Consider the following 25,025-nt stretch of genomic DNA (forward strand, 5'->3'; position numbering starts at 1 on the left):
CTATCAAACCATCAGTTCAGTTTGAAACTAGGCTTGACTGATGGTGATACATCCATGTTCGGAACCTAATTAGGGGAGGGTATAATTTGGATGCTATTAAGCTATTGCTTTTTGTTCCATTTATAGGGTTCTTAGGTTTATTGCCCTATGCAAATAAAATAGAACCGTACATATTGGGTATGCCTTTTTTGTTATTTTGGGTTGCATTTTGGATGGTCATGGCATCGATCATCTTAATGATTGTCTATAAGTTCGATCCTGATAATAAAGGGAGTGATTCTGAATGAATATATCATTACTCATCATTTCCATCTTCTTGGTTCTGGCACTTTATTTAGGGATAAAAGCAAGAAAAGGGAAGGATATGGACATGGAGCAATTTGCCGTAGGGGGCAGGGGCTTCGGTACATTCTTCATTTTTCTCTTGATAGCAGGTGAAATTTATACAACTTTTACATTCCTGGGCGGAAGTGGGTGGGCTTACTCAAAAGGTGCCGCTGCTTATTATGTTCCCGCCTATATTTTCTTAGCCTACGTCCTATCATATTGGCTCGTCCCTAAAATATGGAGATATTCAAAACGCCATTCCATTATCTCTCAGCCAGAGTATTTTGCATCTAAATATAAGAGCAGGACAATGGGGATGATCGTAGCTGTATTGGGAAGCTTAGCCCTCGTGCCGTACATAGTCATACAGCTCAAAGGATTAGGTATCATTGTTTCCGAAGCATCTTACGGAGCAATTTCTCCAGTTGCTGCAAGTGTCATCGGTGCTGTTGTCGTAACTACCTATGTAATGATTTCGGGCATTCATGGATCAGCATGGACAGCCATACTGAAAGATTTCATGATCTTGGTGGTCGTTATCTTTTTAGGGATTTACATTCCATTTCATTACTTCGGAGGCATACAGCCAATGTTCGAGACCGTCCAAGCTGCTAAACCGGAAATGTTGGTTTTGGCAGATCAGGGATTGAGTCAGTCCTGGTTTGTGTCCACCGTTTTGCTGAATGCACTAGGATTTTATTTGCTGCCACAAACATTCATGGTCGTTTTATCGTCCAATGGGGAAAGGACCCTTCGCAAAAATGCGATTGCTTTACCCTTATACACATTGTTACTGCTATTCGTTTTTTTCATCGGATTTACAGCCATCTTGGAAATCCCGGGTTTGCAAGGGGCTGATGGGGATCTCTCACTTTTAAGGCTGGCGATTCAAACATTCGATCCATGGGTGATAGGGGTTATCGGAGCTGCAGGGTTATTGACGGCCCTAGTACCTGCTTCAGTCATGCTAATGGCTGCATCAGTAGGTCTGACAAATAGCTTTTACAAAGTTCTCGTCCCTGCTGCGACTGAAACACATCAATTGATTGTCTCCAGGATCATCATCATCGGTATCTCAATCATTGCTTTAATTGTAACGGTAACAGGCGGCGAGGCTTTGGCCATCTTGAATATCATGTCATACAGTTTAATTACACAACTGGCACCTTCGTTGTTTTGCAGTTTACCAAAAACCAATATAATCAATAAGTATGGTGCAATGGCAGGGATATTGGCAGGCGTCCTGATTGTTTTATATGCGACAATTGCAGATGTGAAGGTTGCTACATTCCTGCCGGATATCCCACATGTAATTAATGATATCAGTACAGGCGTCATAGCTTTGTTGTTTAATATTCTAGTAACATTCATTGTAAGTGCACTGACTAAACATATCTCTATGCAACAGACCGAAATGAATGATCTGGACAAGATATCCTAATTTCTTTTAACAAGGCTAATGGAATAAAAAGCATGATTTGGGAGGGATTTTGTGAAAATTAAAATAACGGCTTGTCAATTTCGAGTAGAAAAAGTGTCAAATTTCAATGAATTTCAGAAACAAGTAGAAGACTTAATCACCCAAGTTCCCGAAAACTCGGATTATATCATTTTTCCTGAACTGTTAACCATCGGGTTATCAGCGGCCTTTGGAGAACAAGATGCTTCGTCCGTTATCAGGATTGATGAATATACCAATCAATACAAAGAACTTTTTTGTTCACTTTCCAGAAAAAGAAAGCAGGTCATCATTGCGGGCACGCATATGGAACGCCGCGAAAATGAATACTTCAATATCGCATACATTTTTGATAAAGATGGATCGGTCGTTGAGCATAAAAAAACTCATATCTTTCCTGCTGAAGCGAATTGGCATACTTCTGAAGGTGATGATCTGGAAGTTTACTCCGTAGGTCCGGTTAAGATAGGAATAGCGGTATGTTATGAAGCGGAGATACCTGAAATTTCAAGGATATTATCTGTGAATGGGGCCGACATCATTTTTTGCCCATCATACACATTTACTGAGGCTGGTTTTTGGCGGGTACGCCATTGCGCACATGCACGTGCAATCGAGAATCAGGTATATTTTGTTCATTGCCCCACTGTTGGTGAACCAGGGACACCGCTGCCGAACGGATACGGCCGCTCCAGTATACTTAGCCCCTGTGACAGCGCTTGGCCAGCAAATGGAATAGTAGCCGAGGCGGTAATGAATGAACATACAATCATTACCGGTACGGTCGATATGGACGAACTATATGAGAATCGAAAGAATGGTGCGGCGACCACTTTCAAGGATCGTAATCGCCGAAAAGATATGTATGCAAAATATGAGCCTTATCAAGGGCTGAAATAATCTGTTGAAAAAACTATTTCGAAAGGGTGATTATTTTGCAAAGGTTAACCGTTGTAGTGCTATCTTTATTTGCTCTTAGTATTTTAGTATTCAGTCCCAATGAAGCTAGTTCAAGAGAGAAGGAGAGAATTGCCTATGTGGATGTAGCCGTGGCCACTCTTTGGACGGAGCCGGGATTATTAAGGGAAATCGATACTCCTTCTGCATCGAATCCCGTTGATTTGAATGCCTGGATCGGCTCGATGAATTATGAAGACAAGCTGTGGCTTGTGGGGAACCTGGAAACACAAGCTTTATATGGTTCAAAAGTGACGATTTTAGAAGAAAGGGGTGAATGGGTGAAAGTAGCCGTTGCCAATCAACCGACGCCCCGAAATGATATTGGTTATCCAGGATGGATGCCAAAGGCACAATTAAAAGACGGAAATTCTATTGAGAAGCAATTTAAACGAGGATTTGCCCTTGTAAATGCCCCGAAGACTTGGCTTTATTCGGATTCGAAACTTCGGTCCAAATTCATGGAGGTCAGCTTCGATACCCGCCTCCCGCTATTGCAGGTTAAAAAGGATAAAGTAAAGGTGATGACACCAAGTAATGGAGCAAAATGGATAGAAAAGCAGGATGTTTCCGTCTATCAAAATGAAAATCAAATACCAGCTCCAACCGGTAAGGACATCGTTGAAACAGGAAAGGTATTTTTAGGGCTTCCTTACCTCTGGGCTGGAATGTCCGGATTTGGATTTGACTGTTCTGGATTTACCTATACAATGTACCATGCTAATGGAATAACTATCCCAAGGGACTCTTCCATTCAGGCGCAATATGGCAAAAAGGTGGAACAAGAAAATCTTCAGCCAGGTGATCTACTATTTTTTGCCCATGATAAAGGGAAAGGAAAGGTCCATCATGTCGGAATATTTATTGGTGACGGCAAAATGATCCATTCGCCTAACAGCTCAACACATGTAAGGATAGATGAAATTAAAACATCCGGATACGGAGAGGAATATGCCGGAGCAAGAAGATATATCGATTGATGCTTAGGGATACACAAACCCCAGTAAAAAAAATGGGTTCTGGTAGGTTATCAAAATAGATTATTATTTTGATAGTAAAAATGATGGGAGAATAAAATCGAAAAATTCACTATTGAAGTCAATGAACAAGAGAATGGTTGGCTTACAAGATGCATCACTAGTGGTCCAAGTGGCGTAGTATTAATTAAAGGCTCGTGGAGCAGCTCAACTGAGGTGCAGGAATATTTTAAAAATTTATTACTATTTTTATTCTCCACTTAAAAAGCATGAATGTTGTTAAAACGTCATTCGTGCTTTTTTATTTTGGCGATTTTACCTTTGGTAGGGACATGACCCTGTTTCCTGTTAAATTTCAAATGTAAATTAACGGTATGTTTAAAATGTTCAGAAAAATAATATGTGATATATAATAATGACTATAAATAAAGGAATGATACTTTATGCTGAATTATTAAATTTAGATATAAGGCATATCTTTTTATTCTATATGGACTTTATATTGGTATAGTAATTTCTGAAGTTTTATATAAATCCAGATTATTCAACTGTTCTTTTATGTTTTCTAGCAGGTGGTTTGATTTGATAATCTGATAAAAGAAAAATTAACCATAAAAATCATCAGTGGGGTGGCAATAATTATTGTCACCTAACCGATGTTTTTTTAATTATTTTTCTATAATATACGAGTGGGAGAATTGTAACTTTATCGCCTACCTATTTGATAGTTTCAAAAAGACGTTCTAAATCCTTATCCATAATGAAAACTTCAATTCTTTCACCTGTTTTAGTGCTTATATCACTGTGTGATGAAAGAACCTTACAACCCGTATGATCTTCAACTATTTTTTCATAATCCTTAGTGTACATTTCACGTAGTAGTGAACGCATTTTTTTCACAAGTTTTTTGCCGGAATTGTGACTCACAAGGTGCTTTTCCTCTACAGTAAGGACACCCTTAAAACGGGTTATCAACATATCATTGATTATATAAGTTTTAGTTTCCTGAGGTCCTCTTCCTATCAATTCACGCTGGAATTTAATGAATGCTTCGCTTATTTCAGCCTCGATCCTTTTTTTTGTATTTATCATAATGCCTCCAGTTCATCAGACGAATTTATGGGATTTATCATAATGCGACGTCAAGTTCCTGTCAATAAAAGTTTGTAAAACTTTAGAAAAATGTGAAAAAGTTAGTAAATTAAAGAGAAATAACAATACTGTTGTTTAATTGGGTAAATATCGTCTTAAATAATCAAAAATGAGGGTTTTTAAAGGTTTATATGAGTTTACAAACCTTTAATTAGGAGCGTACAATAATTCACATGAAAAACAATTAGATACCGGCCAAATCTCAAGTGATTGAGAACGGAGGACCCACTTTTTATGGGGTTAATTCTGCATTTGCAGAAGGGATGAGACACTCTTTCGCCATCCTACCCGTCAGCTAACTTCGTCGGCTAAAGCGAAGGAGGTCATAAGACCACCTTGATTCAGGAGGCTTTTTTGTTATGTTATAGCAAAATTGCAACCTGACATTTCCGTAGGTCTTTTTATTATGCCTATAATTGAAAAGGTTTCTTGGGAGACGGATCGTGGAGTAAGCTCTATCGCTTGCTGGGCGTTAAGTAGACCAATGATTACTTTTTCTCCAACAAAATGTTTGTTTCTGTATATCTTTCTTTTTCTGATGCGTCGTGGATCATGACGCTGTAGGACGGAGACTGTATTTGTGCAGCGCTGCAAACAAGGGGAAAAGTAACATTGGTCTATTTTTTTATGCCTTAACGACGTCTGTCTGAGTAAAAGACCATTCGTATCTTTAAGGAGGTGAAGGAGAATATAGGCATTTATTAATGCGGGAGGAGAGAGAGAAATGGAAAGTATAGTAATTTCAATAATGGTTACAACGTTTATCCTCTTTTTAGGATTCATTCATTTTTGTAATAATGTCATTTCAAAGGGAGAGTAAGGAAATGTTCTTAATGATAATTGTCGGAGCGGTAACGTTGTATTTAATACATGCCCTCATATATCCGGAAAAATACTAGGGGTGACTAACGGAGGAGAAGTAAATGGATCTATTGCAAATCGTTGTGGTACTGGCAATTGCGGTTATATTGGCCATACCAATGGCTAAATACTTAACGGATGTTTATTCCCTTGATTTAACGAAACAAGATCGCGTGTTTGGGAGGATGGAAAGGTTTATCTTTAAGCTTTCCGGCATTAAGACGGAGGATATGAAATGGCAGCAGTACGCCAAAGCACTGCTGATGAGTAATTTAGTGATGTTCATTGTCTCTTATATTATCATTCGCTTCCAAGGGGAATTACCGGGAAATCCCAATAAGATAGTCAACATGGAACCATTGTTGGCATTGAATACAGCTGCAAGCTTTCTTACGAATACAAATTTACAACATTACAGTGGAGAATCAGGACTTTCATATTTATCCCAAATGGCAGTAATCGTATTCTTGATGTTCACGACCCCAGCTACCGGCATTGCTTTATGTATAGCTTTTTTTAGAGGGTTGACAGGTCAGCGGAGTCTAGGAAACTTCTATGTGGATTTAATCCGTACGATTACTCGAGTGCTGTTTCCATTATCGATTTTAATTGGTTTAGTCCTAGTGTCGCAAGGAGTTCCGCAAACATTTAGCCCTACGGCAGTTGCGACAACATTAGAAGGAGCAACCCAAAATATAGCAAGGGGACCCGTAGCGGCACTGGAATCCATTAAGCACATTGGTACAAACGGAGGAGGGTTCTTTGGGGTCAACTCAGCCCATCCATTTGAAAATCCTAATGCTTTTACTAATGTATTGGAAATGTTATCCATGCTTCTTCTTCCCGCAGCCCTTCCGCTGACGTTTGGATATATGGCGAGGAATAAGAAGCAGGGCTGGATCCTATTTTCAGCGATGGCATTCATGTTACTTCTCTTCTTAAGCATTGCTTATTTTAATGAGAAAAATGGCAATCCAGCATTGGAGCAAATAGGCCTTTCACAAGAGGATGGGAGTATGGAAGGGAAAGAGGTTCGTTTCGGGGTGGCTCAGAGTGCTTTATTCACTAGCATAACTACAGCTGCAACTACGGGGTCGGTAAATAATATGCATGATACCCTAACACCTCTGGGAAGTATAGCACCACTTGCAATGATGATGGTGAATTGTGTATTTGGCGGAGATGGTGTGGGGACGGTCAATATTCTCATGTATTCCATATTGGCTGTATTTCTTGCCGGACTTATGGTAGGACGTACACCTGAGTTTTTAGGTAAGAAAATTGAAGGCCAGGAGATGAAGTTGATAGCTATAGCGATTCTTCTCCACCCATTGATCATATTAGTTCCATCGGCCATTGCTTTAGTGACACAAATGGGTTCAGCATCTATCTCAAACCCGGGATTTCATGGTATTACTCAAGTAGTTTATGAGTTTACCTCTTCTGCAGCTAATAATGGTTCGGGTTTTGAAGGTTTAGGAGACAATACCCCTTTTTGGAATGTTTCCACTGGTTTAGTCATGTTATTCGGACGTTATTTTTCAATGATCGCCATGATTGCCGTCGCAGGATCATTACTGGAAAAGAAAGGTGTTCCAGAGACTATCGGAACGTTCAAAACGGATAATTGTACGTTCCTTGTCATTCTTTTAGCTTCGGTTTTAATTATTGGCGCTTTGACTTTCTTTCCTATAATTGCACTTGGACCTGTTGCGGAGTGGCTTACGATTAGATAAATGTTGAAAAGGGGCATTTCAAATGAGCATAGAGCGAATAGCAAATTTAAATAAGAACATTGTTTATGAGGCAGTTAAAGAAGCACTCAAAAAATTGAATCCAAAAGTTATGGCTCGCAATCCAGTCATGTTTGTAGTTGAAGTGGGGTTTGCCATTACGCTTCTTCTGTCTATATTTCCTGCGCTATTTGGCGGAGTGGCTGATAAGGGGTTTAACATTGCAGTATCCATCATTTTATTCTTAACGATCATTTTTTCTAATTTTGCCGAAGCTCTTGCAGAGGGACGCGGAAAGGCACAAGCAAATAGCCTCAAAAAGACAAAGCAGGAAACTAAAGCAAGGTTAATCCAGAAAGATGGGTCCATAAAAGAAGTTGATGCTTTGCAATTACGTAAAGGCGATCTGGTTTTAGTAAAGGCAAACGATTTAATACCGACGGATGGAGAAATCGTTGAAGGAGTGGCCGCTATAGATGAATCAGCGATTACGGGTGAATCAGCTTCCGTAATAAAAGAACCTGGTGGGGATTTCAGTTCTGTAACAGGAGGTACAAAAGTCATCAGTGATTTTATCAAAGTTAAAGTCAGTGCAGACCCAGGTGAATCCTTCCTTGATCGGATGATTAATTTGGTCGAAGGAGCTAAAAGGCAAAAAACACCGAATGAAATCGCACTAGGTACACTCCTGGTTAGCTTAACCATCATCTTTTTACTTGTATGTACCACGCTGGTTCCGATTGCGTCATATATTCATGTTACCCTTCCGATTGCTACCTTGGTAGCTTTGCTGGTTTGCCTGATCCCCACCACAATCGGGGGATTACTCTCAGCCATAGGAATAGCAGGTATGGATAGGGTAACACAATTCAATGTAATTGCGAAGTCGGGGAAATCGGTGGAAGCCGCAGGTGATATTAATACGATAATCCTTGATAAAACAGGAACCATAACACATGGTAACCGTATGGCCTCTGCCTTAATACCAGCTACCGGTATAAGTCAGGAAGAGCTTAACCAATATGCTGTATACGCATCTTTACATGATGAAACCCCTGAGGGCCGGTCTGTTTTGGAATTCGCCAAAAAAAATGGATTACCTGAAAACTTGCTGAATAAAAACGGTACGGAAGGGATTGAATTTACCGCAGAAACCAGAATGAGCGGAACGGACTTTCCTGATGGGAAAAGGGTCAGAAAGGGTGCAGTTGATACAATAATGGAATATATAGTGCATCAGGGAGGGAATGTGCCTATCGGATTAAAAGACACTTGTGAAGAAGTGGCAAAAAAAGGCGGTACTCCTTTGGTTGTCACAGAGGGAAGCCGTATACTTGGCACTATATATTTGAAAGATACAGTGAAACCAGGCATGAAGGAACGTTTTGATGAATTAAGGAAAATGGGTATTAAAACCATAATGTGTACCGGGGATAATCCCTTAACAGCAGAAACAATCGCGAAAGAAGCAGGGGTCGATGATTTTATCGCCGAGGCTAAGCCAGAAGATAAAATCTCAGTCATCAAGCGGGAACAAGCGGATGGCAAGCTTGTGGCCATGACTGGAGACGGTACGAACGATGCGCCAGCATTGGCACAGGCAGATGTGGGATTGGCGATGAATACAGGGACTAACGCGGCGAAGGAAGCCGCCAATATGGTGGATTTAGATTCGGATCCGACAAAAATCATTGAAGTGGTAGCCATTGGCAAACAGCTGCTCATGACCCGGGGGGCATTGACAACCTTTAGCATCGCTAATGATGTAGCTAAATATTTTGCGATAATCCCAGCCATGTTCATGCTGGCGATACCTCAAATGAAAGCCCTCAACATTATGGGATTGGCGACACCCCAAAGCGCTATATTATCAGCTTTAATATTTAACGCCATCATCATTCCATTGCTTATACCGTTGGCAATGAAAGGGGTTAAATATGTTCCTATGAGTGCTACAAGATTATTGACCAGGAATTTGTTCTTTTATGGATTAGGAGGAGTGTTAATTCCCTTCTTGGGAATTAAATTAATTGATTTGCTTCTTGTTGCCTTTAAAGTGGCTTGAAAATATATATTGAGGGTGGGAGGAAATCCATGTTAAAAAATATACGTTTGGTTTTGGTGCTTCTTATCATTTGCGGAATGGCATATCCGTTACTGATGACAGGATTAGCACAGTTGATGATGACCGAAAAAGCAGAAGGCAGTTTAATTAAAAATGATTCGGGTGAATTGATCGGTTCGAAAATGATCGGTCAATCCTTTAAAGAGCCTGGGTATTTTCATGGCCGTGTTTCTTCTATTGGATATGATGCGGCTGGTTCAGGTATGCCGAACTTTTCTTCTTCAAATGAGGAGTTAATAATTCGGACAAAAGAAGATATTTCTATATTTTTAAAAGAAAACCCTACTGTCGAAAAGGCAGATATACCATCTGACTTAATGACGAATTCGGGTTCAGGGCTTGATCCCAATATTTCCCCTAATGGCGCGAAGGTTCAGGTTTCCCGTATTGCTCATGAAAGGGGATTATCTGAAAAAAAGGTATATCTTCTTGTGGAAAAACATACGAGCAGCCGATCGCTTGGAATTTTTGGTGAACCGCGAATTAATGTTTTGGAGTTGAATATGGCATTGGACAAATTGAAATAATGAAGATTTGGAGAGTTTAGTAGACTCAACTTTTGATATAGAACAATAATTGGAGGTGGTTATATGTCGGAACAGTTTCGAAGGAAAACACCAAATGAAATTAACGAGTCGATTTCCAATATCAAAAGGGGACGGCTGAAAATCATACTTGGAGCTGTAACCGGTTCAGGCAAGACTTATCAATTGCTTCTTGAAGGAAATGAAATGAAGAAACGTGGGATTGATGTAGTTGTCGGGGTCGTCAATAAGTCCTGCAGTCCTGAGACACTTAAGCAATTAGGCAGTCTAGAACTTATCCCGATTATAGAATGGGAGCGAAATGGACACGTAGAACAGGATCTTGATTTAGATAAGATTTACAAACGGAATCCGGAGGTTGTTTTAGTTGATCGATTGGCTCATGAAAATCATATAAATTCAAAAAACGCCACCCGATTGGAAGACGTTATGGAATTAATTAAGAATGAAATCAGTGTCATTACGACGATAAATATTTATGAGTTGAAAGGAGTGAAGAAAGTCGCAGAGCAATTGCTGAATCTGCCGCTTCACGTAGAGGTTACGCTTCCAGAAGATACTTTGACAAAGGCTGATGAAGTACGTTTATTGGACGTCACTCCAGAAGCCATTTTAAAACGTCTGCAAAATGGGGAAATCGGTAAAAAAAACGAAGGGACGTTACAGTTTTACAACAACGGAAATCTTGCCACCCTTAGGGAATTGTCACTTCGGTTTTTAGCGGAAGAAGTGGAAGATGACCTAACTGAACACAGGGAACTAGAAGGGTTAATGGGACCTTCAGGTGCCACGGAACGAATATTGGTCTGTGTACAATATCATTGGAATGGCTCCATATTAATAAGAAGAGGAGAGCAAATTGCCAAACGGTTGGGAGGAGAGCTTATAATCGCCAGCTTTATCCCACTATCCAAAAAACTATCAGAAGAGGAAGAAACCTTTAAAAGCTCCATGCAAAAACTGATCAATAAATTAAATGGGAGTTTTATCGAGATTACAATGAATGGTGACGAAATAGCAGAAGAAATAGTTGGATTCTCCATGAGTCATCATATAACTCGAATTATCCTAGGCCAATCCAAAAAGTCAGCTTGGGAGGAGATGATCAACGGTTCCATTATCAATAAAATATTGAGAAAATCGAAGAACATTGATGTATTTATTGTAGCAGAAAGGGTTAAAGCATTTGGTGAGAGAATCATCCCTGCAATAAAGACGGAAAAAAGTAGTGGAAATCCATATCACAGACTCACACCTGATGAATTGCATGAAAAAGTCGAAGGGGTGAAAAGAGGGACATTTAAGATTTATCTCGGAGCTGCTCCAGGTGTTGGAAAAACCTATACAATGCTTAGGGAAGCGAATCAATTGAAGGAAAATGAAATAGATGTAGTGATTGGATTATTGGAGACACACGGGCGAAAAGAGACAGCTGCCCAAGTGGGAAATTTAGAAATCTTGCCAAAAAAACTCATTCCATATAAAAACGTAATGTTGGAGGAAATGGATCTAGATGCGATTATCATTCGGAATCCTGAAGTGGTCTTAATAGATGAATTAGCACATACGAACGTACCGGGAAGCAAGAATCAAAAAAGATATCAAGATGCAATGAACATTTTGGAAGCTGGAATTTCGGTTATTTCCACGATGAATATTCAACATATAGAAAGCTTGAAAGATAGTGTGAAGCAAATTACTGGTGTTTTCGTAAGAGAAACAGTACCTGACAGCATTCTCCACTTATCAGATGAACTTGAGATGATCGATATCTCACCAAATGCTCTCAGAAAAAGGATGGAGGAAGGTAATATTTATGCCATGGATAAAGTCGAACAGTCCCTTAGCCATTTCTTCAAGACACAGAACCTTATAGCGTTGAGAGAACTTGCGCTCCGAGAATTGGCGGATGATGTGGATGACAGATTAGAATCCATGAAACGGAAGGAAGGAGTAAGAGGTCCTTGGAGAAAAGATGAAGTGATTTTTGTCTGTGTCAATCTTAGAGCGAATTCTGAGCGTTTAATTAGAAGGGGGTTTCGTATAGCCTATCGACTTAAAGCGAATTGGTATGTTATTTTCGTCAAACATCAAAATGAACTGCGAACTGATGAAAAATTGATACTTGATAAACTGCTAAGCCTTACACATCGCTTAGGAGGCGTTTTTAAATTATATACAACGAGGGATAGGCAATCTGTGGTCAAGGAGATCAAGAAACAATTACTCACTAAAAAAGCAACACAAGTCATTTTAGGGCAATCAGCAAGAACGAGATGGCAAGAAATTATGGGTGGATCCATTGTTGCTCGTCTTCTAAGAGAAGCTAGACATCTTGATGTTTTGATCGTAGCTGATTAATTCTTATATCAGGGCAGTAATTTTTTAAGAAGTGGCGATCGTGAATTTCCAGATTTCATTTTACCTGTTGGAAGGGAAAATATGGTATAATTAATTACGGATTTTTCTTTATATTATAAATGTAAGGGGTTGCCAAAAATGATCACTTTTCCTAAACCTGATGTTGAGCAATTTTTACGAACCTTTTCCATTGCTGATTTTGCTGTAAGTCCAGATGAAAAACATCTGGTTTTCAGTACCAATTTGAGCGGCAAGTATAATTTATGGGGAATGAATTTACCAAACTCTTTTCCATATCCGCTTACATCCATTGATCAGAGCTGCCAAGAGCTGATATATGATAAGAAGAGCCGGTTTATAATTGCTGGTTTCGATCAAGACGGCAATGAAAATACCCAGTTTTACGGGGTTCCTTTGAATGGCGGGACAATGAAGGAAATCGTCCATCATGAAAATACACGTAATTTCATGCCAAAATTATCGAATGACAGTAAAAAGCTCTATTACACGACATCCAGAGGAAATCCTTCCTTTCTGAATTCCTATTGTTTAGATTTAGAATCAGGACAGGAGAGGCTGGTACTGGAGGGGAAAGGCGCAGCGACCTATTTATTTGGCTTCAGCCCAGATGAAGAAACCTTACTTTACTATAAACACTTTGCTAATACATATACCCTTCTCTATGCAAAAAAAGGGAACGAAGATATCCTGCTCACTCCGCCCTCTGAGAAACAACACACAGTGAATGATGGTGTTTTTGTTTCGGATTCGATGATATATTTATTGACTGATTATGATTCGGACTTTACCTATTTGGCTTCATACAATCTTGAAACAAACAAATTCAGTAAAGTTAAAGAATTGGAGAATGAGAGTTTTACTGCCATTAAATATAGTAAAGAGAACCAACTATTATATATAACCAGTCAAAAGGGTGTAGAGGATCAATTATATGAATTCAATCTGCAAAATGAAGGCTGGAGAAATATTCCCGTCCCGTGCAGCGTCATTAATAAACTTGAGGTTGCTTCATCTGGCACGCTTTACTTATTTGGCATGAGCGCAACAAAGCCTCATAATATCTATAAAAAAACAGGTGATGAGTGGGTATCATTAACTAAATATACTGTTCCTGGCGTCGATTCCAATGAATTGGTTGAACCGGACATCATTACATACCCTTCCTTTGATGGCCTGGAGATCGAATCGTTATTTTTTAGGGCAAAAAGGGAAAACGACAATGGTGAAGTCATTTTTTGGCCACATGGAGGTCCTCAAGCGGCAGAACGGAAGTCCTTTAGGGCATCATTTCAATTTTTCCTAAATCACGGTTACAGTATTTTTGCGCCAAACTTCCGCGGTTCTACTGGATATGGTTTGGAATTCACGAAAATGGTTGAGGGAGATTGGGGAAATGGACCAAGACTTGATAATGTAGCCGGCCTTGATTGGCTCATTAACCAAGGGCATGCACAAAAAGGTAACATTCTATTGATGGGGGGAAGTTTCGGAGGGTATATGGCACTTCTGCTACACGGTCGTCATGCGGATTATTTTAAAGCGGTTGTCGATATTTTCGGACCATCCAACCTCTTCTCATTTATCAATTCCGTTCCAGAAGACTGGAAGCCAGTCATGGATCAGTGGGTAGGAAATCCGGAAAAAGATAAAGAAAAACTAATCGAGTTTTCGCCTATCACCTATTTAGAATCCATGATAAAGCCAATGCTTGTTATTCAAGGAGCAAACGATCCCCGTGTCGTCAAAGCAGAATCAGATCAAATCGTTCGAGCGTTGAAGGATAAAGGAAGAGATGTCGATTATATGCTTCTGGAAGATGAAGGACATGGATTTTCCAAAAAAGAAAATGAAATTGCCGTCTATCAAAAAATACTCACATTCTTAAAGCGATTCACAGCAATAACAGAGAAGGTATAATCCGCATCTGAAAATTCGTTTAATTTCATTTAATTGGAAACCCTGCCACTCACGTTCAAAGCGATGAAGCAGGGTTTTTATGTTTGAAAACTGGATGTTATTTTAGGTTCGGCGGTTTGGGGAGTTAATAAATAGCTTCCCAATTTGGCGTGTTTAAAAAAAACCTGACAATAAAAATTCAGAATTCCCTGAATAAACTCTGGTCATCTAGTCATAAAGTGCTATATAATATACGGAAAAATATTTTTTGTTAAACGGAGTTGATCGCATTGCCACGGGAATTATTGTTATACATACTCGTAGTTATAATGGCAGGTGTTTTAAGCTTGTTCCTGTGTTTATTTGCACAGTTAAGGATCAAGGATGCACCTGGAGCAAAACCCTATATTCTCGTGACATTATTGTCTTCCATTTTTACTTTTTCCTATGCTTTCGAACTTTCCAGTACATCTTTGGAACAAATCATATTCTGGTTAAGGGTCGAGTACTTGGCCTTACCATTCATCCCAGTATTCCTTTTGTTGATGTGCATTGAATATATAGGGCAGAGAATTAAGAAGGTTTGGCAATATGCGCTCTTCATCATTCCATTCATCACCATCTTCTTGCATTATACAAATGACCTTCATCACTTGTATTACAAATCAATGGTATTGAGAAGCGATAGTCCCTTTCCAATTATAAAATTGGTGGGGGGCCCTTGGTTTTACGTCCAATCCCTATTTCTTTTTTTATGTGTCATGATAAGTATAATCATATTGCTAAAGCAGGTGAAAAAATCCTCATTCAGATTCAGGATGCAAATATCAATGATGGTGGCAGGTCTTCTTATTCCTATAATGGCAAATTACTATTATATTAATGGATTAAGCTCATATGGTATCGATCTTGGTCCTGTATCCATGAGTATCACGTTTATCTTTCATGGTGCGGCACTTTTGACTTTTCAAATGTTCAATGTAGCCCCGATCGCTCGGGAAACTGTCTTTGAAAGTATGAAAGAGGGAGTCATCGTTTTAAATCAACAGGGTTTGATTGTTGACTATAACCATGGAATGCGCAAAGTCATACCCATGTTGGATGAACATTCCATAGGTAAATCGATTACAAGTGTGCTAAATGGGAATCATCATCTTAGCGAAATAATCGAACTTAAGAAAGACAGTGATTTTAATTGCAGCCTAAATGGTAAATTGGTTCATTACCATATTGGTTTTTCACCCGTGCTCAACAAAAGTAACCTGCCTATTGGACAGATCATCACCTTCGCGAACGTAACTGAAAGAGTTCTTATGCTGGAAAAGTTGAAACAACTGGCCAGCTTGGACGGATTAACTCAAATATTGAATAGAACATTTTTCATTAATAAATCGGAAATGTTATTCGATGCTCTAAGCATGGAAGGCGGCAGTGTTTCAGTCATCATGTTCGATATCGATCATTTCAAAGATGTAAATGATACTTTTGGACATGAAGCAGGGGATGCGGTCATAACGCTTGTTGCAAATACTGCAAAGGAACACATTCGGGAAGGAGATTTATTGGGGCGTTATGGCGGTGAAGAATTTATCATATGTTTGCCGGACACCGCTTTAGCCACTGCATATGAGTTGGCCGATATTATAAGGAAAAAGGTATCTGAAAGCATTACAGTTGTTAATGAAGAGAAGATTTCCGTTACCTGCAGTTTCGGGGTGACTCATGTCTTAATTAAAGCTGGTGACCGAAGCCAATCCATCAAAACATTGATGCCACGGGCCGACCAAGCCTTATATGCCGCAAAGAAGAATGGACGAAATTGTGTAAAGATCATCGCCTAAGATAACAGAACCATCCCATTAAACCTTGAACTTGTTCTAGGTTTTTTTATTGTGTTCAAAATTCCTGACAATATTGAACTGCATAATGCATAATAAATGCCCTACTTTTTACTTGCTTTGTATACTCTATATCCGAGGCTGTTTCCATAAGATAGAATGAGGCGGTAATGTTCGTCCATGACTCGTTCCAAGGATTCATTCAATGGCTGAACGAGGCTATTTGATGCTGAAGAATTCATTAATTCCTCTAAGACGGTACTCGATCTCAAGATTTTTAAATCTGTAAATCCGTTTTGTTGGAAGGCCTTTAACCATTCGGATTGCGTCAATAATTCTCTTAAATTATAAAAGTCCATGATTTCTTTTTTTGAGGCAGAATCAAGGCTGGTTTCTGCTGTCATATCAATGGATAACAAAGTTCCTTCTAGTTTAAGGACCCTGAAAAATTCACGGAGCGATTTTTGTATATCCGTGAATGCAGTCGTTGATTCGGCTATGATAAAGTCAAAAGAATGATTGTCAAAAGGCAGTTCTTCTATTGAAGACTTATATAGGTCAATGCTTAAGTTAGTTTGTTGGAATCTTTTTTTTGCATGTTTCACCATCTCTGGGTGATTATCAAGCGCGGATACTTGGCAAAGAAACGTTTTTGCCAAGTAAGATGAGGTTTGCCCAGTCCCGCATCCGGCATCAAGGATTATTGACGTATGATCGATTTCTTCATTTTTCAACAGCTGCTTAGTCAGTTCAAATCCACCAGGGTGTGCCCCTTCAATTCCAATTATGGCTAGTGCGTCTTGGTATGAGTGGTTCATGGCATAATCTCCTTTGGTACATGTATAAATGTATTTTATGCTTTGGTTTCAAAGAGTGTTTAACCATTGACTCGGAATATGGGAAAGACTTTTAAAGGTTTGGTGGGTATTTAATTCATGCAGGCTAGTCCCCGAATACATACGATGTATAATCGACGGACAAGGGGAGTGTAAAATGGGTTATCATAATTATTATCATAAATGCAGGCAAGGTGTTGGAAGGCCGGTTGAAATTCGTACAAGTAGAGGAACCGTTCATCGGGGAATCATACACCGGGTTACACCGAACCGTGTATATATTCGTCCATTTGACGGTGGCGGAAACCTTGGTGGGTTTGGTTATGGAGGTTTTAATGCAGGATTTGGATGGGGTGCTGCAAATGGATTTGCCTTTGGGGCAATTGCATCTTTAGTTTTTCTCGCATTTCTCTGGTAATCGAATGATGAAAATATTAAAAAACCTGAAAAATTATCAGGTTTTTTATTTTGTTCACAATCGGAATCCAACCAAAAAAACTGGAAAGAAATATGAATAGCAGTACGGCTAAGATACATGTAAGACGGTTCTTTTTTCTGGATTTAATCTCTAATCGATCCTTTTTGTTGAACCTTCTTCTTTTTGGGGGTTCAACAAAAATACATACAGCTGATCTTTCTGTTTTCACTCCTGTTATCCGTTGGTAAAACTGTAAAACCTTGAATTAAGTTGGCTTGATTGCTGAAGTTAAAAAGACCGGGCAAGACGGAATCCTAGGTCGTCTATGCAAAATGTCGGATGGCTGCGCCGACGACATGAAGCTCCACAACCCCTGGCATCCTCAGCCCAGCTACCACCTCGAAAAATACGGTAGGTGCCGTACACTTGTTCATCATATAAATCCCAGCACCACTCCCAAACATTCCCTAACATATCATGCAAACCCCATGGATTCGGTTCCTTTGTTCCTACTTCATGGATTATGCCCCCTGAATTTTCGTTATACCAGGCAATCTTATTCAGATCACCATATCTATAACCAGCAGTCCCAGCTTTACATGCATATTGCCACTCTGCTTCTGAAGGAAGTCGAAAACCGCTTGATTCCCAATCACAAACTATGTTTTCACCATTTTTAGAATAACACTCTCCCAGTCCAGCTTTCCGTGAAAGTAGATTACAAAAAGAAATTGCATCATTCCAAGAAATATTCACAACAGGTTTTAAATCTCGATCAAAAGAATTAGGCGATTTATTTGTAATATCATAGTAGAAATCCCTAGTAACAGGATAACGGGCAAGAAGGAATGGTCTTATTTCAGCTTTCCATTTGCTTTTAATTCTGTCGTCCCTTAATTCTATTTCTCCCCCTGGAATTTTCACCATTGGACAGTAAATGTAACTCGTTATTTCCTTTGACAATCTACCTTCCTCCAAATGATCAGAATTTTACAAATCTTACCACAATCAGAACTGTTAAATCAATACAAATATAGATTCAAATAAGTACAAAAACCACCGTTTTTGAAGAGGGTATGCGGAGTAGATGTTATTATGTAATGCAATTATGATTGGGACACATTAATTTTTCTTGGTGCATGAACTATCGAGCGGGGAAGGGAGCAAGCTTAAGCTTCATGACCCCCATTTAATTAATATTAATAAGTTTGTAGGTTTTGGAATACAAATTATAAGTGAGTTTCGATACATTAAATTATGGGGGGAGAGCGAATGAACGAGTTTTTGGAAAAAACAGCAAGATTCGAGCATCGGTTTTGGCTGCAAATCTTAGGAGACCATGGCAGGTTCATCCATGAGTCTTTAGCTCCGGTTGAAGTGGAAAACATTGAAATTGCCTCAGAATTCATTCGAATTTTTGATACTCTCCTTGGTAAAGCCAATTCAGAAGAGATTTCGCAACTAACTGCCATGGCGGAAGAAGAGGCATTAAGGTTTCGAGAGTTTAAACTATGCCTACTTAAAGAACATCTGGTAGGTAAAATAAAAATACATCTTTCACCTTCATTCATTAATCATATGGTGAACGAATTAGAAGAATATTTAATATTATTGAAATACTTCAATTCAAATCAAATGCCGCCTGTTTTCCATGAACTTCATCATCATTTGATTTGGCTTTTAGATGCAGCAGGGCATGCAAGTGCAATTTCATCCAATATGGATGATGTTGAAAAAAGATTAAAGGAGAAAAGTGATCAATATAAAAAACATTTTAATGATTTTTATTTAAAAGCTGTTGAAATGGCTGGATATTTACGAACCAATCTGTCAACATTCCCAGCATTGGAAAAAATGAATCAGGACGTTACATTGGAAATTAAATTCTTTCAGCACTTTCTGCTTGAATTGGAGGAGCTTGACCTCAGTGCGCAGGCTCTTGGAACGTTTTCACCATTAATGGCAGATCATATGTGGCGTGAAGAATGTTATTATTTAACGAAACTCGCTGAATCGACAGACACAGAAAAGCCAAACTGCGATCCAGCGAAACCTAGGCTAGTGGAATAAAAAAGTGAACCATAGAGCCCTTTCTATATAAGGGGCTCAAATCTGTTGAATTTACCTTCAAACTCAGTAGGATATTTAACTCTTCAAAGAAGCGTTCGGTCATCTTGTCTTTCTTAGCCTCGTATAGTTTAATACGTTTTTCTCGGTTGGTTAACATTACGGAGTGTAATTTTTAAGGAAGTTAATTCCTATCCTTATGTTATACTAAAAGAACTAAAATCAATTATAGAAGTATAGGAGTGCTGAAAGATGTTTGGAAATACTTCCAATTTGACAGATGGCATTTATTTTGGAGAATCGTTACCACAACAAATCGCTAAACACATTTTAAAAAAAATCATTGAAGGTGAAATAGAAGCTGGAGAGAAAATCGTCGAAGAGGACATTTCCAAAGAATTGAATACGAGCCGTGCACCAGTACGCGAAGCCCTTTATCTATTACAGGTTGACGGTATTGTTGAGAGAATGCCGAGGCGGGGAACGATCGTAAAGCCATTTTCACAAAAGGAAATCATTGAATATAATGATGTTACAATCGGGCTGATCCAGATGTGCATTGAATTTTCCCAAGGGAAGTGGCACGCAGAAAATAAGCAATCATTACGAAAGCATTTGGAAAGTGCAACCGATGAGTGTGAAAAAAGTAATGTAATCGAGTATCAAAAAAGGGCAACACAGATATTTCGATATATTTTTTCAGTCGCTAATAACAAAGCATTATCAAGATTTTTTGAAGAAGCCAGTCATATCCTAATGGTTTTTGCCCAAAGTCAATGGAATACGGAAACGATGGAAAGTTTCCATTTCAGATTAAAAATGTCCATTGAGGCCATTATCGAAGACGATTTCGTTAAGGCAAAAAATGAAATTCATGAAGCTCTGAATCGTGGAGTGATGTAGAGTCTTTGACTCTAAAACCAAATTGTCGACAATCGACAAAATTAGTGTTATGATGTAATCGTATACAAACAAGAATATCATCACCAAGATCAAAGGGAGAAAGGGAGAATATTATGCAAGCATTTGATTTTACAGAAAAAGTAGCAATTGTTACCGGCGGCGGCGGGGGTATCGGCCGGGCAGCTTCTATTACACTTTCAGAGTATGGAGCCAAAGTGGTTGTTGTAGACCTTTCTGAAGAGGCTGGCATGTTAACGGTTAATGAAATCAAAGAAAAAGGCGGAGAAGCGAAGTTCGTTAAAGCCGATGTTACAAATGAAGACGAGATAAAAAATTATGTTCAAAAAACGATAGATTCTTATGGGAAAATCGATATTTTCCTGAATAATGCAGGGTGGGAAGGCAAAATCATGCCACTTGTCGATTATCCTACTGAAGTTTTCGATCAATTAATGTCAATAAATGTACGCGGCGTTTTCTTGGGTTTGAAACATGTATTGTCATATATGATTGAACAAAAAAGCGGGGCGGTCGTGAATACAGCTTCTGGAGCTGGCTTACTCGCAACGCCAAACATGGTGGCGTATGGTGCAAGTAAACATGCGGTTCTTGGAATGACGAAAACTGCTGGTGTCGAAGTTGCTCCCCATGGTGTACGGGTGAATGCAGTCTGCCCAGGTGTCGTCAACACGGCTATGATGCGGTCGATTGAAAGCGGATTTGGTCAAGGTGATTCCGCGGCAGCTGAAACGGCTAGAAAACAGTTGGAAGCAACGACTCCGGATGGTCGGTATGCTGAGCCGCAGGAAATTGCAAATCTAATGATGTACTTAGTATCAGATCTTTCCAGTCACATTACGGGTCAAGAACTTGTAATCGACGGCGGGGCCATATTAATCTGATAAGCAATAAACATTATTATAGGGGGACGAATACATGAGTTTAAAAAGAAAAGTCATAGTAATTACAGGAGCAGGCAGCGGAATTGGAAAGGAAACGGCATTTAAATTGTCTGAACAGGGAGCTATTGTCGTAGCGGCTGATTACAATGATGTTGCTGCTAAAGAAACGGCTGAATCTATTCAACAAAAGGGAGGCACGGCTTCTTTTGTGAAAGTGGATGTAGCTAAAGCGGAAGAAGTGGAAGCGATGGTAGAAGCTGCAGTTGCCAATCATGGCACCATCGACGGAATTTTCAACAACGCTGGAATTGGACTAGTAAAACCATTTTTAGAGATGGATCCAGAGTCTTACCACAGAGTCGTTGATGTTGACCAACACGGCGTTTATTATGGCATGTATTATGCAGCAAGGAAGATGGTGGAGCTTGGGGTAACAGGCGCAACGATTGTTAATACAGCTTCAATATATGGGACGATGGTTTCAATTGGCAGCTTTAATTACCATGCTGCAAAAGCTGCAGTCATCGCCATGACTAAATCAGGAGCAATTGAACTTGCGCAATATGGGATTCGTGTTGTCGGTGTGGCACCAGGTTTTATCGAAACGCCGATCATTGGTGATGATCAAGAGTTCCTGGACAGTTTGGCACAACTTCATATGAGGAAAAAATTGATTCAGCCAGAAAAAGTTGCTGAAGTTGTAACGTTCTTGTTCTCTGAAAAAGCGGATGCCATTAATGGACAAGTCATTCCTGTTGATGATGGATTCTTAAGCTTTAAGGGGTAAATTATAAATGGATTTTTCAGATAACTTAAAAAGGGAGTTTTGTCAATGAGCAAACGATTCGATGGCAAAGTAGTAATCATTACAGGTGCAGGATCAGGTTTAGGACAAGCAGCCGCATTGGAAATGGCTAAAGAAGGAGCTAAACTTTCATTAGTTGATTTAAACGATGCATCTTTGGAAGCAACAAAAAAATTAATCTTTGAAATTGCACCAAATTCAGATGTGCTTCTGATCACTGCAGATGTTTCGAATGAAGAAGCAGTAAAGAACTATGTAGAACAAACAGTCAGCAAATATGGTAGAGTCGATGGTTTTTATAATAATGCGGGTATCGAAGGTAAACAGGCACCAATGGCTGAATACGATAGCAACGTTTTCAACAAAGTAACGGACATCAATATTAATGGTGTATTTTATGGCATGAAATACATCCTGCCAATCATGAAAGAACAAGGATCAGGGGCAGTGGTGAACGTTGCTTCTGTAGGCGGAATTCGTGCTGTGCTTAACCAAGCTGCGTACGTTGCAAGTAAACATGCTGTAGCAGGATTAACAAAAACAGCTGCCATAGAATATGGTCAATACGGAATCAGCATAAATGCCATTGCACCAGGAGTAATCTTAACAGCGATGGTAGAAGGTTCATTCAGGCAAATAGGCGGGGAGAATTGGGAAGAAGCAATGGCGGATTTCGTCAGTGTGAATCCTAAGAAACGCTTTGGTAAACCTGAAGAAGTCGGCCGTTTAGTCGCTTTCTTATTATCAGGGGAATCAGAGTTCATCAACGGGGTAGTCATTCCGATTGATGGCGGACAATCATCACAATACTAATTAAGTAAAGGGAGTGCCAGTATTTGGTCACTCCCTTTTTAATCGTATCCTTTTTGGGTAGAGACCAAAACTTGGATTTAATAAAAACGAAGACTTTCTGGGTTTTCGTTTTTTTTGCTTATGTAAAAAATCAGTTTATAGCCTATATGCGAACCTTTAGAATAGATTCAAGAAGCACAAAACAGATGAACTCATTAAAAAAACGCCATACAAGGCGCTTAACAAAATTTCAAGAAATCAATCGTTATTTTTCTTTATCATGAAGCTTATCTTCATATTCAGTTTCCAACATACCATACAGACCATTCATTTCTTGTTCATCAGGATCTGCCCCAAACTCAGTTCTATTTTTTTTCTTTTTATCATCAAGGATTTCTTCATTATCATTCTTCCTATCCATACCTATCACCTCCACACAATAGGGTGTCTCATTATCCGAAAAAACATACGCTGAGTGACTAGGTATTTTTAAGTTTTCTTTCGTTTAAGTTAAGAGTTAAAGATAAAATACTAATTCAATGCTAGTAATCTCATTTTCAAGAACATTTAATTGATATTCTAAATAGTTATTACTCTTACTATTTGTTAAGATATAAATATATAACTTAGAGATAACGGAGAGAGATTGTGAAGAAGAAACGTAAGAAATCAAAGAATGTTTTTGTCATTTTTATCCTCATCTTTGCATTTTTGCTAATAAAGGAGATCATGCGAACCCCAAATTCCGAAAATGTTTCCACATCAGTAAATACGCTTGATTCTTTTGCGAACGTGACAAAGTATAGTTCACTTCTCAGAGACGAGTTGGCTAAATACGGGCTTGAGGAGCATACTTCGACATTGATTGCTTTGATGCAGCAGGAAAGCCGAGGACGGGGCGGTGACCCAATGCAGGCATCTGAGTCAGCGGGTCTTGATCCAAATACAATCACAGAACCAACGGAAAGCATTAAGTATGGAGTGAAACATTTTAAGAGAATCAATGAATATGGCAATGAAAAGGACGTGGATTTTGCCACGATCATTCAAGCATATAACATGGGAATTGGTTATATTGATTTCGTTGCGAATAAAGGGGGCAAGCATACTGAGGAGCTTGCGAAGAAGTTTTCCATGCTTCAGGTCGAAAAAAACCCTACCCTTTATGATTGCGGCGGAGACAAAGAGAATTTTCGATACCCATATTGCTACGGTGATTACTCATACAGTGCGAAGGTATCTAAGAACATTGAGGAGCTTGCCGACAGTATATCGGCTCAAGCTGATGGTGAGTGAGGAAGAACAAAAAAGCCTGCTGAATGAAGTAGGCTTTTTGTTCATGCAAAAGGTTTCACTGTTGTGGAGTTCAAAGTATCAAAACCAATGTCATTTGTTGTTCAACCATGGAAGGAGGTCTTTATGTTTATAGAGTTTCTTGGATTCTGAAATGGTTTGTGAAAGAAGAATATCAATGGAATCTAGTAAAGAGTTTAGGGCTTGTTTAACAGAACCACTCTCATAGTGCTCTAATGGCACAGGTAACTCTTCCTCGTCTAAGATAAAATGTGCCCCACCCGGAAGCACCAAGATATCAATGATCAAATCCTCAAAGGAAACCAACTTATCCTCCATATATGTATTCCTTACAATATTAAAATAGGATCCTAAATAATTCCCTTGGTTATCTCTCCAAATGTATAAATTATAAGGACGGTCTTTCCAATAATGAGCAATCGTATAACTGCCTATAGGAATGGTTAGTTTTATAGGACCCGCTTTCATCGTGAACGAATCCATGATTTTATGAAAAAGCACGACATGTTGATTTTTTGCTTTTAACAGCAAACAGATATATTCCACAACTAAGGAGTCATAGCGGATTTTTCTTTCTATTATTTCATCGCCACGCTGTAGTGCTGGTGTAAATATATTGTCCATCGTTTCTATTTCTCCCTTAAAAACTATCTAGATCATTTATTTCATTATACTTAATAAGGTTTTTCTTTTCTAATAGGGGGATCGCCAGGGAAATGGGGGATTAACAGCTTTA

General features: G+C 39.1%; 22 protein-coding genes and 1 riboswitch. Of the genes, 17 read left to right on the top strand and 5 right to left on the bottom strand.

What is annotated here, in order from left to right; translation table 11 throughout:
* The first annotated feature begins 86 nt into the window (after window positions 1–86).
* The 4 genes from AC3ISB_RS12835 to AC3ISB_RS12850 are packed head-to-tail and all read left to right on the top strand — an operon-like array spanning window position 87 to window position 3,723.
* Entirely contained in the window at window positions 87–287 is a 201-nt protein-coding gene (locus AC3ISB_RS12835; protein WP_095393819.1) for a DUF3311 domain-containing protein, read from the top strand.
* Window positions 284–1,768, top strand: a complete 1,485-nt coding sequence (locus AC3ISB_RS12840; RefSeq protein ID WP_098372231.1) for a sodium:solute symporter family protein — start codon at window positions 284–286, stop codon at window positions 1,766–1,768. The genes AC3ISB_RS12835 and AC3ISB_RS12840 overlap by 4 nt, the downstream gene beginning before the upstream one ends.
* A 51-nt stretch (window positions 1,769–1,819) precedes the next feature.
* Window positions 1,820–2,686, top strand: coding sequence for a nitrilase-related carbon-nitrogen hydrolase (locus tag AC3ISB_RS12845; protein ID WP_489276641.1), 867 nt, complete (start codon window positions 1,820–1,822; stop codon window positions 2,684–2,686).
* A 35-nt stretch (window positions 2,687–2,721) separates the two neighbouring features.
* On the top strand, window positions 2,722–3,723 hold the full coding sequence (locus AC3ISB_RS12850; protein WP_489276643.1) for a C40 family peptidase: 1,002 nt from the start codon (window positions 2,722–2,724) through the stop codon (window positions 3,721–3,723).
* A 714-nt stretch (window positions 3,724–4,437) separates the two neighbouring features.
* On the opposite strand, the gene AC3ISB_RS12855 is transcribed toward AC3ISB_RS12850, so the two are convergent.
* Complete coding sequence (locus tag AC3ISB_RS12855) at window positions 4,438–4,815, bottom strand: Na-translocating system protein MpsC family protein (RefSeq protein WP_377411724.1); 378 nt, start codon at window positions 4,813–4,815, stop codon at window positions 4,438–4,440.
* 240 nt (window positions 4,816–5,055) lie between these two features.
* Window positions 5,056–5,197: riboswitch (cyclic di-AMP (ydaO/yuaA leader) on the top strand.
* A 598-nt stretch (window positions 5,198–5,795) separates the two neighbouring features.
* Between AC3ISB_RS12855 and kdpA the strand changes: the two genes are divergently transcribed.
* The 6 genes from kdpA (at window position 5,796) to AC3ISB_RS12885 (ending at window position 16,255) form a co-directional block, all read left to right on the top strand.
* Window positions 5,796–7,469: a potassium-transporting ATPase subunit KdpA gene (gene kdpA, locus AC3ISB_RS12860; protein WP_489276645.1), complete on the top strand. Its 1,674-nt coding sequence runs from the start codon at window positions 5,796–5,798 to the stop codon at window positions 7,467–7,469.
* Window positions 7,470–7,491: 22 nt separating this feature from the next.
* On the top strand, window positions 7,492–9,531 hold the full coding sequence (kdpB, locus tag AC3ISB_RS12865; RefSeq protein ID WP_489276646.1) for a potassium-transporting ATPase subunit KdpB: 2,040 nt from the start codon (window positions 7,492–7,494) through the stop codon (window positions 9,529–9,531).
* A gap of 29 nt (window positions 9,532–9,560) precedes the next feature.
* Entirely contained in the window at window positions 9,561–10,118 is a 558-nt protein-coding gene (gene kdpC / locus AC3ISB_RS12870) for a potassium-transporting ATPase subunit KdpC (protein WP_430098255.1), read from the top strand.
* A 63-nt stretch (window positions 10,119–10,181) separates the two neighbouring features.
* On the top strand, window positions 10,182–12,497 hold the full coding sequence (locus AC3ISB_RS12875; protein ID WP_489276649.1) for a histidine kinase: 2,316 nt from the start codon (window positions 10,182–10,184) through the stop codon (window positions 12,495–12,497).
* A 138-nt stretch (window positions 12,498–12,635) separates the two neighbouring features.
* Entirely contained in the window at window positions 12,636–14,435 is a 1,800-nt protein-coding gene (locus AC3ISB_RS12880; RefSeq protein ID WP_489276650.1) for a S9 family peptidase, read from the top strand.
* 269 nt (window positions 14,436–14,704) lie between these two features.
* A complete protein-coding gene (locus AC3ISB_RS12885; RefSeq protein WP_489276652.1) occupies window positions 14,705–16,255 on the top strand; it encodes a histidine kinase N-terminal 7TM domain-containing diguanylate cyclase in 1,551 nt (516 codons plus the stop codon).
* 101 nt (window positions 16,256–16,356) lie between these two features.
* Here AC3ISB_RS12885 and AC3ISB_RS12890 read toward each other — a convergent pair whose 3' ends face one another.
* Window positions 16,357–17,070 carry a class I SAM-dependent methyltransferase gene (locus AC3ISB_RS12890; protein ID WP_489276654.1) on the bottom strand — a complete coding sequence of 238 codons (714 nt, stop codon included), beginning with the start codon at window positions 17,068–17,070 and terminating at the stop codon, window positions 16,357–16,359.
* A gap of 175 nt (window positions 17,071–17,245) precedes the next feature.
* Here AC3ISB_RS12890 and AC3ISB_RS12895 point away from each other — a divergent pair, with 175 nt between their 5' ends.
* Window positions 17,246–17,506, top strand: a complete 261-nt coding sequence (locus AC3ISB_RS12895) for a hypothetical protein (protein ID WP_098372242.1) — start codon at window positions 17,246–17,248, stop codon at window positions 17,504–17,506.
* Between the two features lie 288 nt (window positions 17,507–17,794).
* Here the strand turns inward: AC3ISB_RS12895 and AC3ISB_RS12900 are convergent, their stop codons facing one another.
* Window positions 17,795–18,433 carry a formylglycine-generating enzyme family protein gene (locus AC3ISB_RS12900; RefSeq protein ID WP_339202376.1) on the bottom strand — a complete coding sequence of 213 codons (639 nt, stop codon included), beginning with the start codon at window positions 18,431–18,433 and terminating at the stop codon, window positions 17,795–17,797.
* Between the two features lie 345 nt (window positions 18,434–18,778).
* Between AC3ISB_RS12900 and AC3ISB_RS12905 the strand changes: the two genes are divergently transcribed.
* The 5 genes from AC3ISB_RS12905 to AC3ISB_RS12925 all read left to right on the top strand — a co-directional run bounded on the left by AC3ISB_RS12905 (window position 18,779) and on the right by AC3ISB_RS12925 (window position 22,996).
* Window positions 18,779–19,576 carry a DUF2935 domain-containing protein gene (locus tag AC3ISB_RS12905; protein ID WP_489276656.1) on the top strand — a complete coding sequence of 266 codons (798 nt, stop codon included), beginning with the start codon at window positions 18,779–18,781 and terminating at the stop codon, window positions 19,574–19,576.
* A 249-nt stretch (window positions 19,577–19,825) separates the two neighbouring features.
* Complete coding sequence (locus tag AC3ISB_RS12910) at window positions 19,826–20,476, top strand: GntR family transcriptional regulator (RefSeq protein WP_141994904.1); 651 nt, start codon at window positions 19,826–19,828, stop codon at window positions 20,474–20,476.
* Between the two features lie 113 nt (window positions 20,477–20,589).
* Window positions 20,590–21,378: an SDR family NAD(P)-dependent oxidoreductase gene (locus tag AC3ISB_RS12915; protein ID WP_489276658.1), complete on the top strand. Its 789-nt coding sequence runs from the start codon at window positions 20,590–20,592 to the stop codon at window positions 21,376–21,378.
* 34 nt (window positions 21,379–21,412) lie between these two features.
* Window positions 21,413–22,165 (top strand): SDR family NAD(P)-dependent oxidoreductase, encoded by a 753-nt coding sequence (locus AC3ISB_RS12920; RefSeq protein WP_480339039.1) that lies wholly within the window; start codon window positions 21,413–21,415, stop codon window positions 22,163–22,165.
* Between the two features lie 45 nt (window positions 22,166–22,210).
* Window positions 22,211–22,996 (top strand): glucose 1-dehydrogenase, encoded by a 786-nt coding sequence (locus tag AC3ISB_RS12925; RefSeq protein WP_489276660.1) that lies wholly within the window; start codon window positions 22,211–22,213, stop codon window positions 22,994–22,996.
* Window positions 22,997–23,240: 244 nt separating this feature from the next.
* On the opposite strand, the gene AC3ISB_RS12930 is transcribed toward AC3ISB_RS12925, so the two are convergent.
* Window positions 23,241–23,396, bottom strand: coding sequence for a DUF4021 domain-containing protein (locus tag AC3ISB_RS12930; protein WP_377401442.1), 156 nt, complete (start codon window positions 23,394–23,396; stop codon window positions 23,241–23,243).
* Window positions 23,397–23,623: 227 nt separating this feature from the next.
* Here AC3ISB_RS12930 and AC3ISB_RS12935 point away from each other — a divergent pair, with 227 nt between their 5' ends.
* Window positions 23,624–24,271, top strand: a complete 648-nt coding sequence (locus tag AC3ISB_RS12935; protein WP_489276662.1) for a lysozyme family protein — start codon at window positions 23,624–23,626, stop codon at window positions 24,269–24,271.
* Between the two features lie 90 nt (window positions 24,272–24,361).
* Here the strand turns inward: AC3ISB_RS12935 and AC3ISB_RS12940 are convergent, their stop codons facing one another.
* Complete coding sequence (locus tag AC3ISB_RS12940) at window positions 24,362–24,913, bottom strand: DUF402 domain-containing protein (RefSeq protein WP_489276664.1); 552 nt, start codon at window positions 24,911–24,913, stop codon at window positions 24,362–24,364.
* Window positions 24,914–25,025 lie beyond the last annotated feature (112 nt).

Source organism: Peribacillus sp. GL_122, assembly GCF_057835005.1.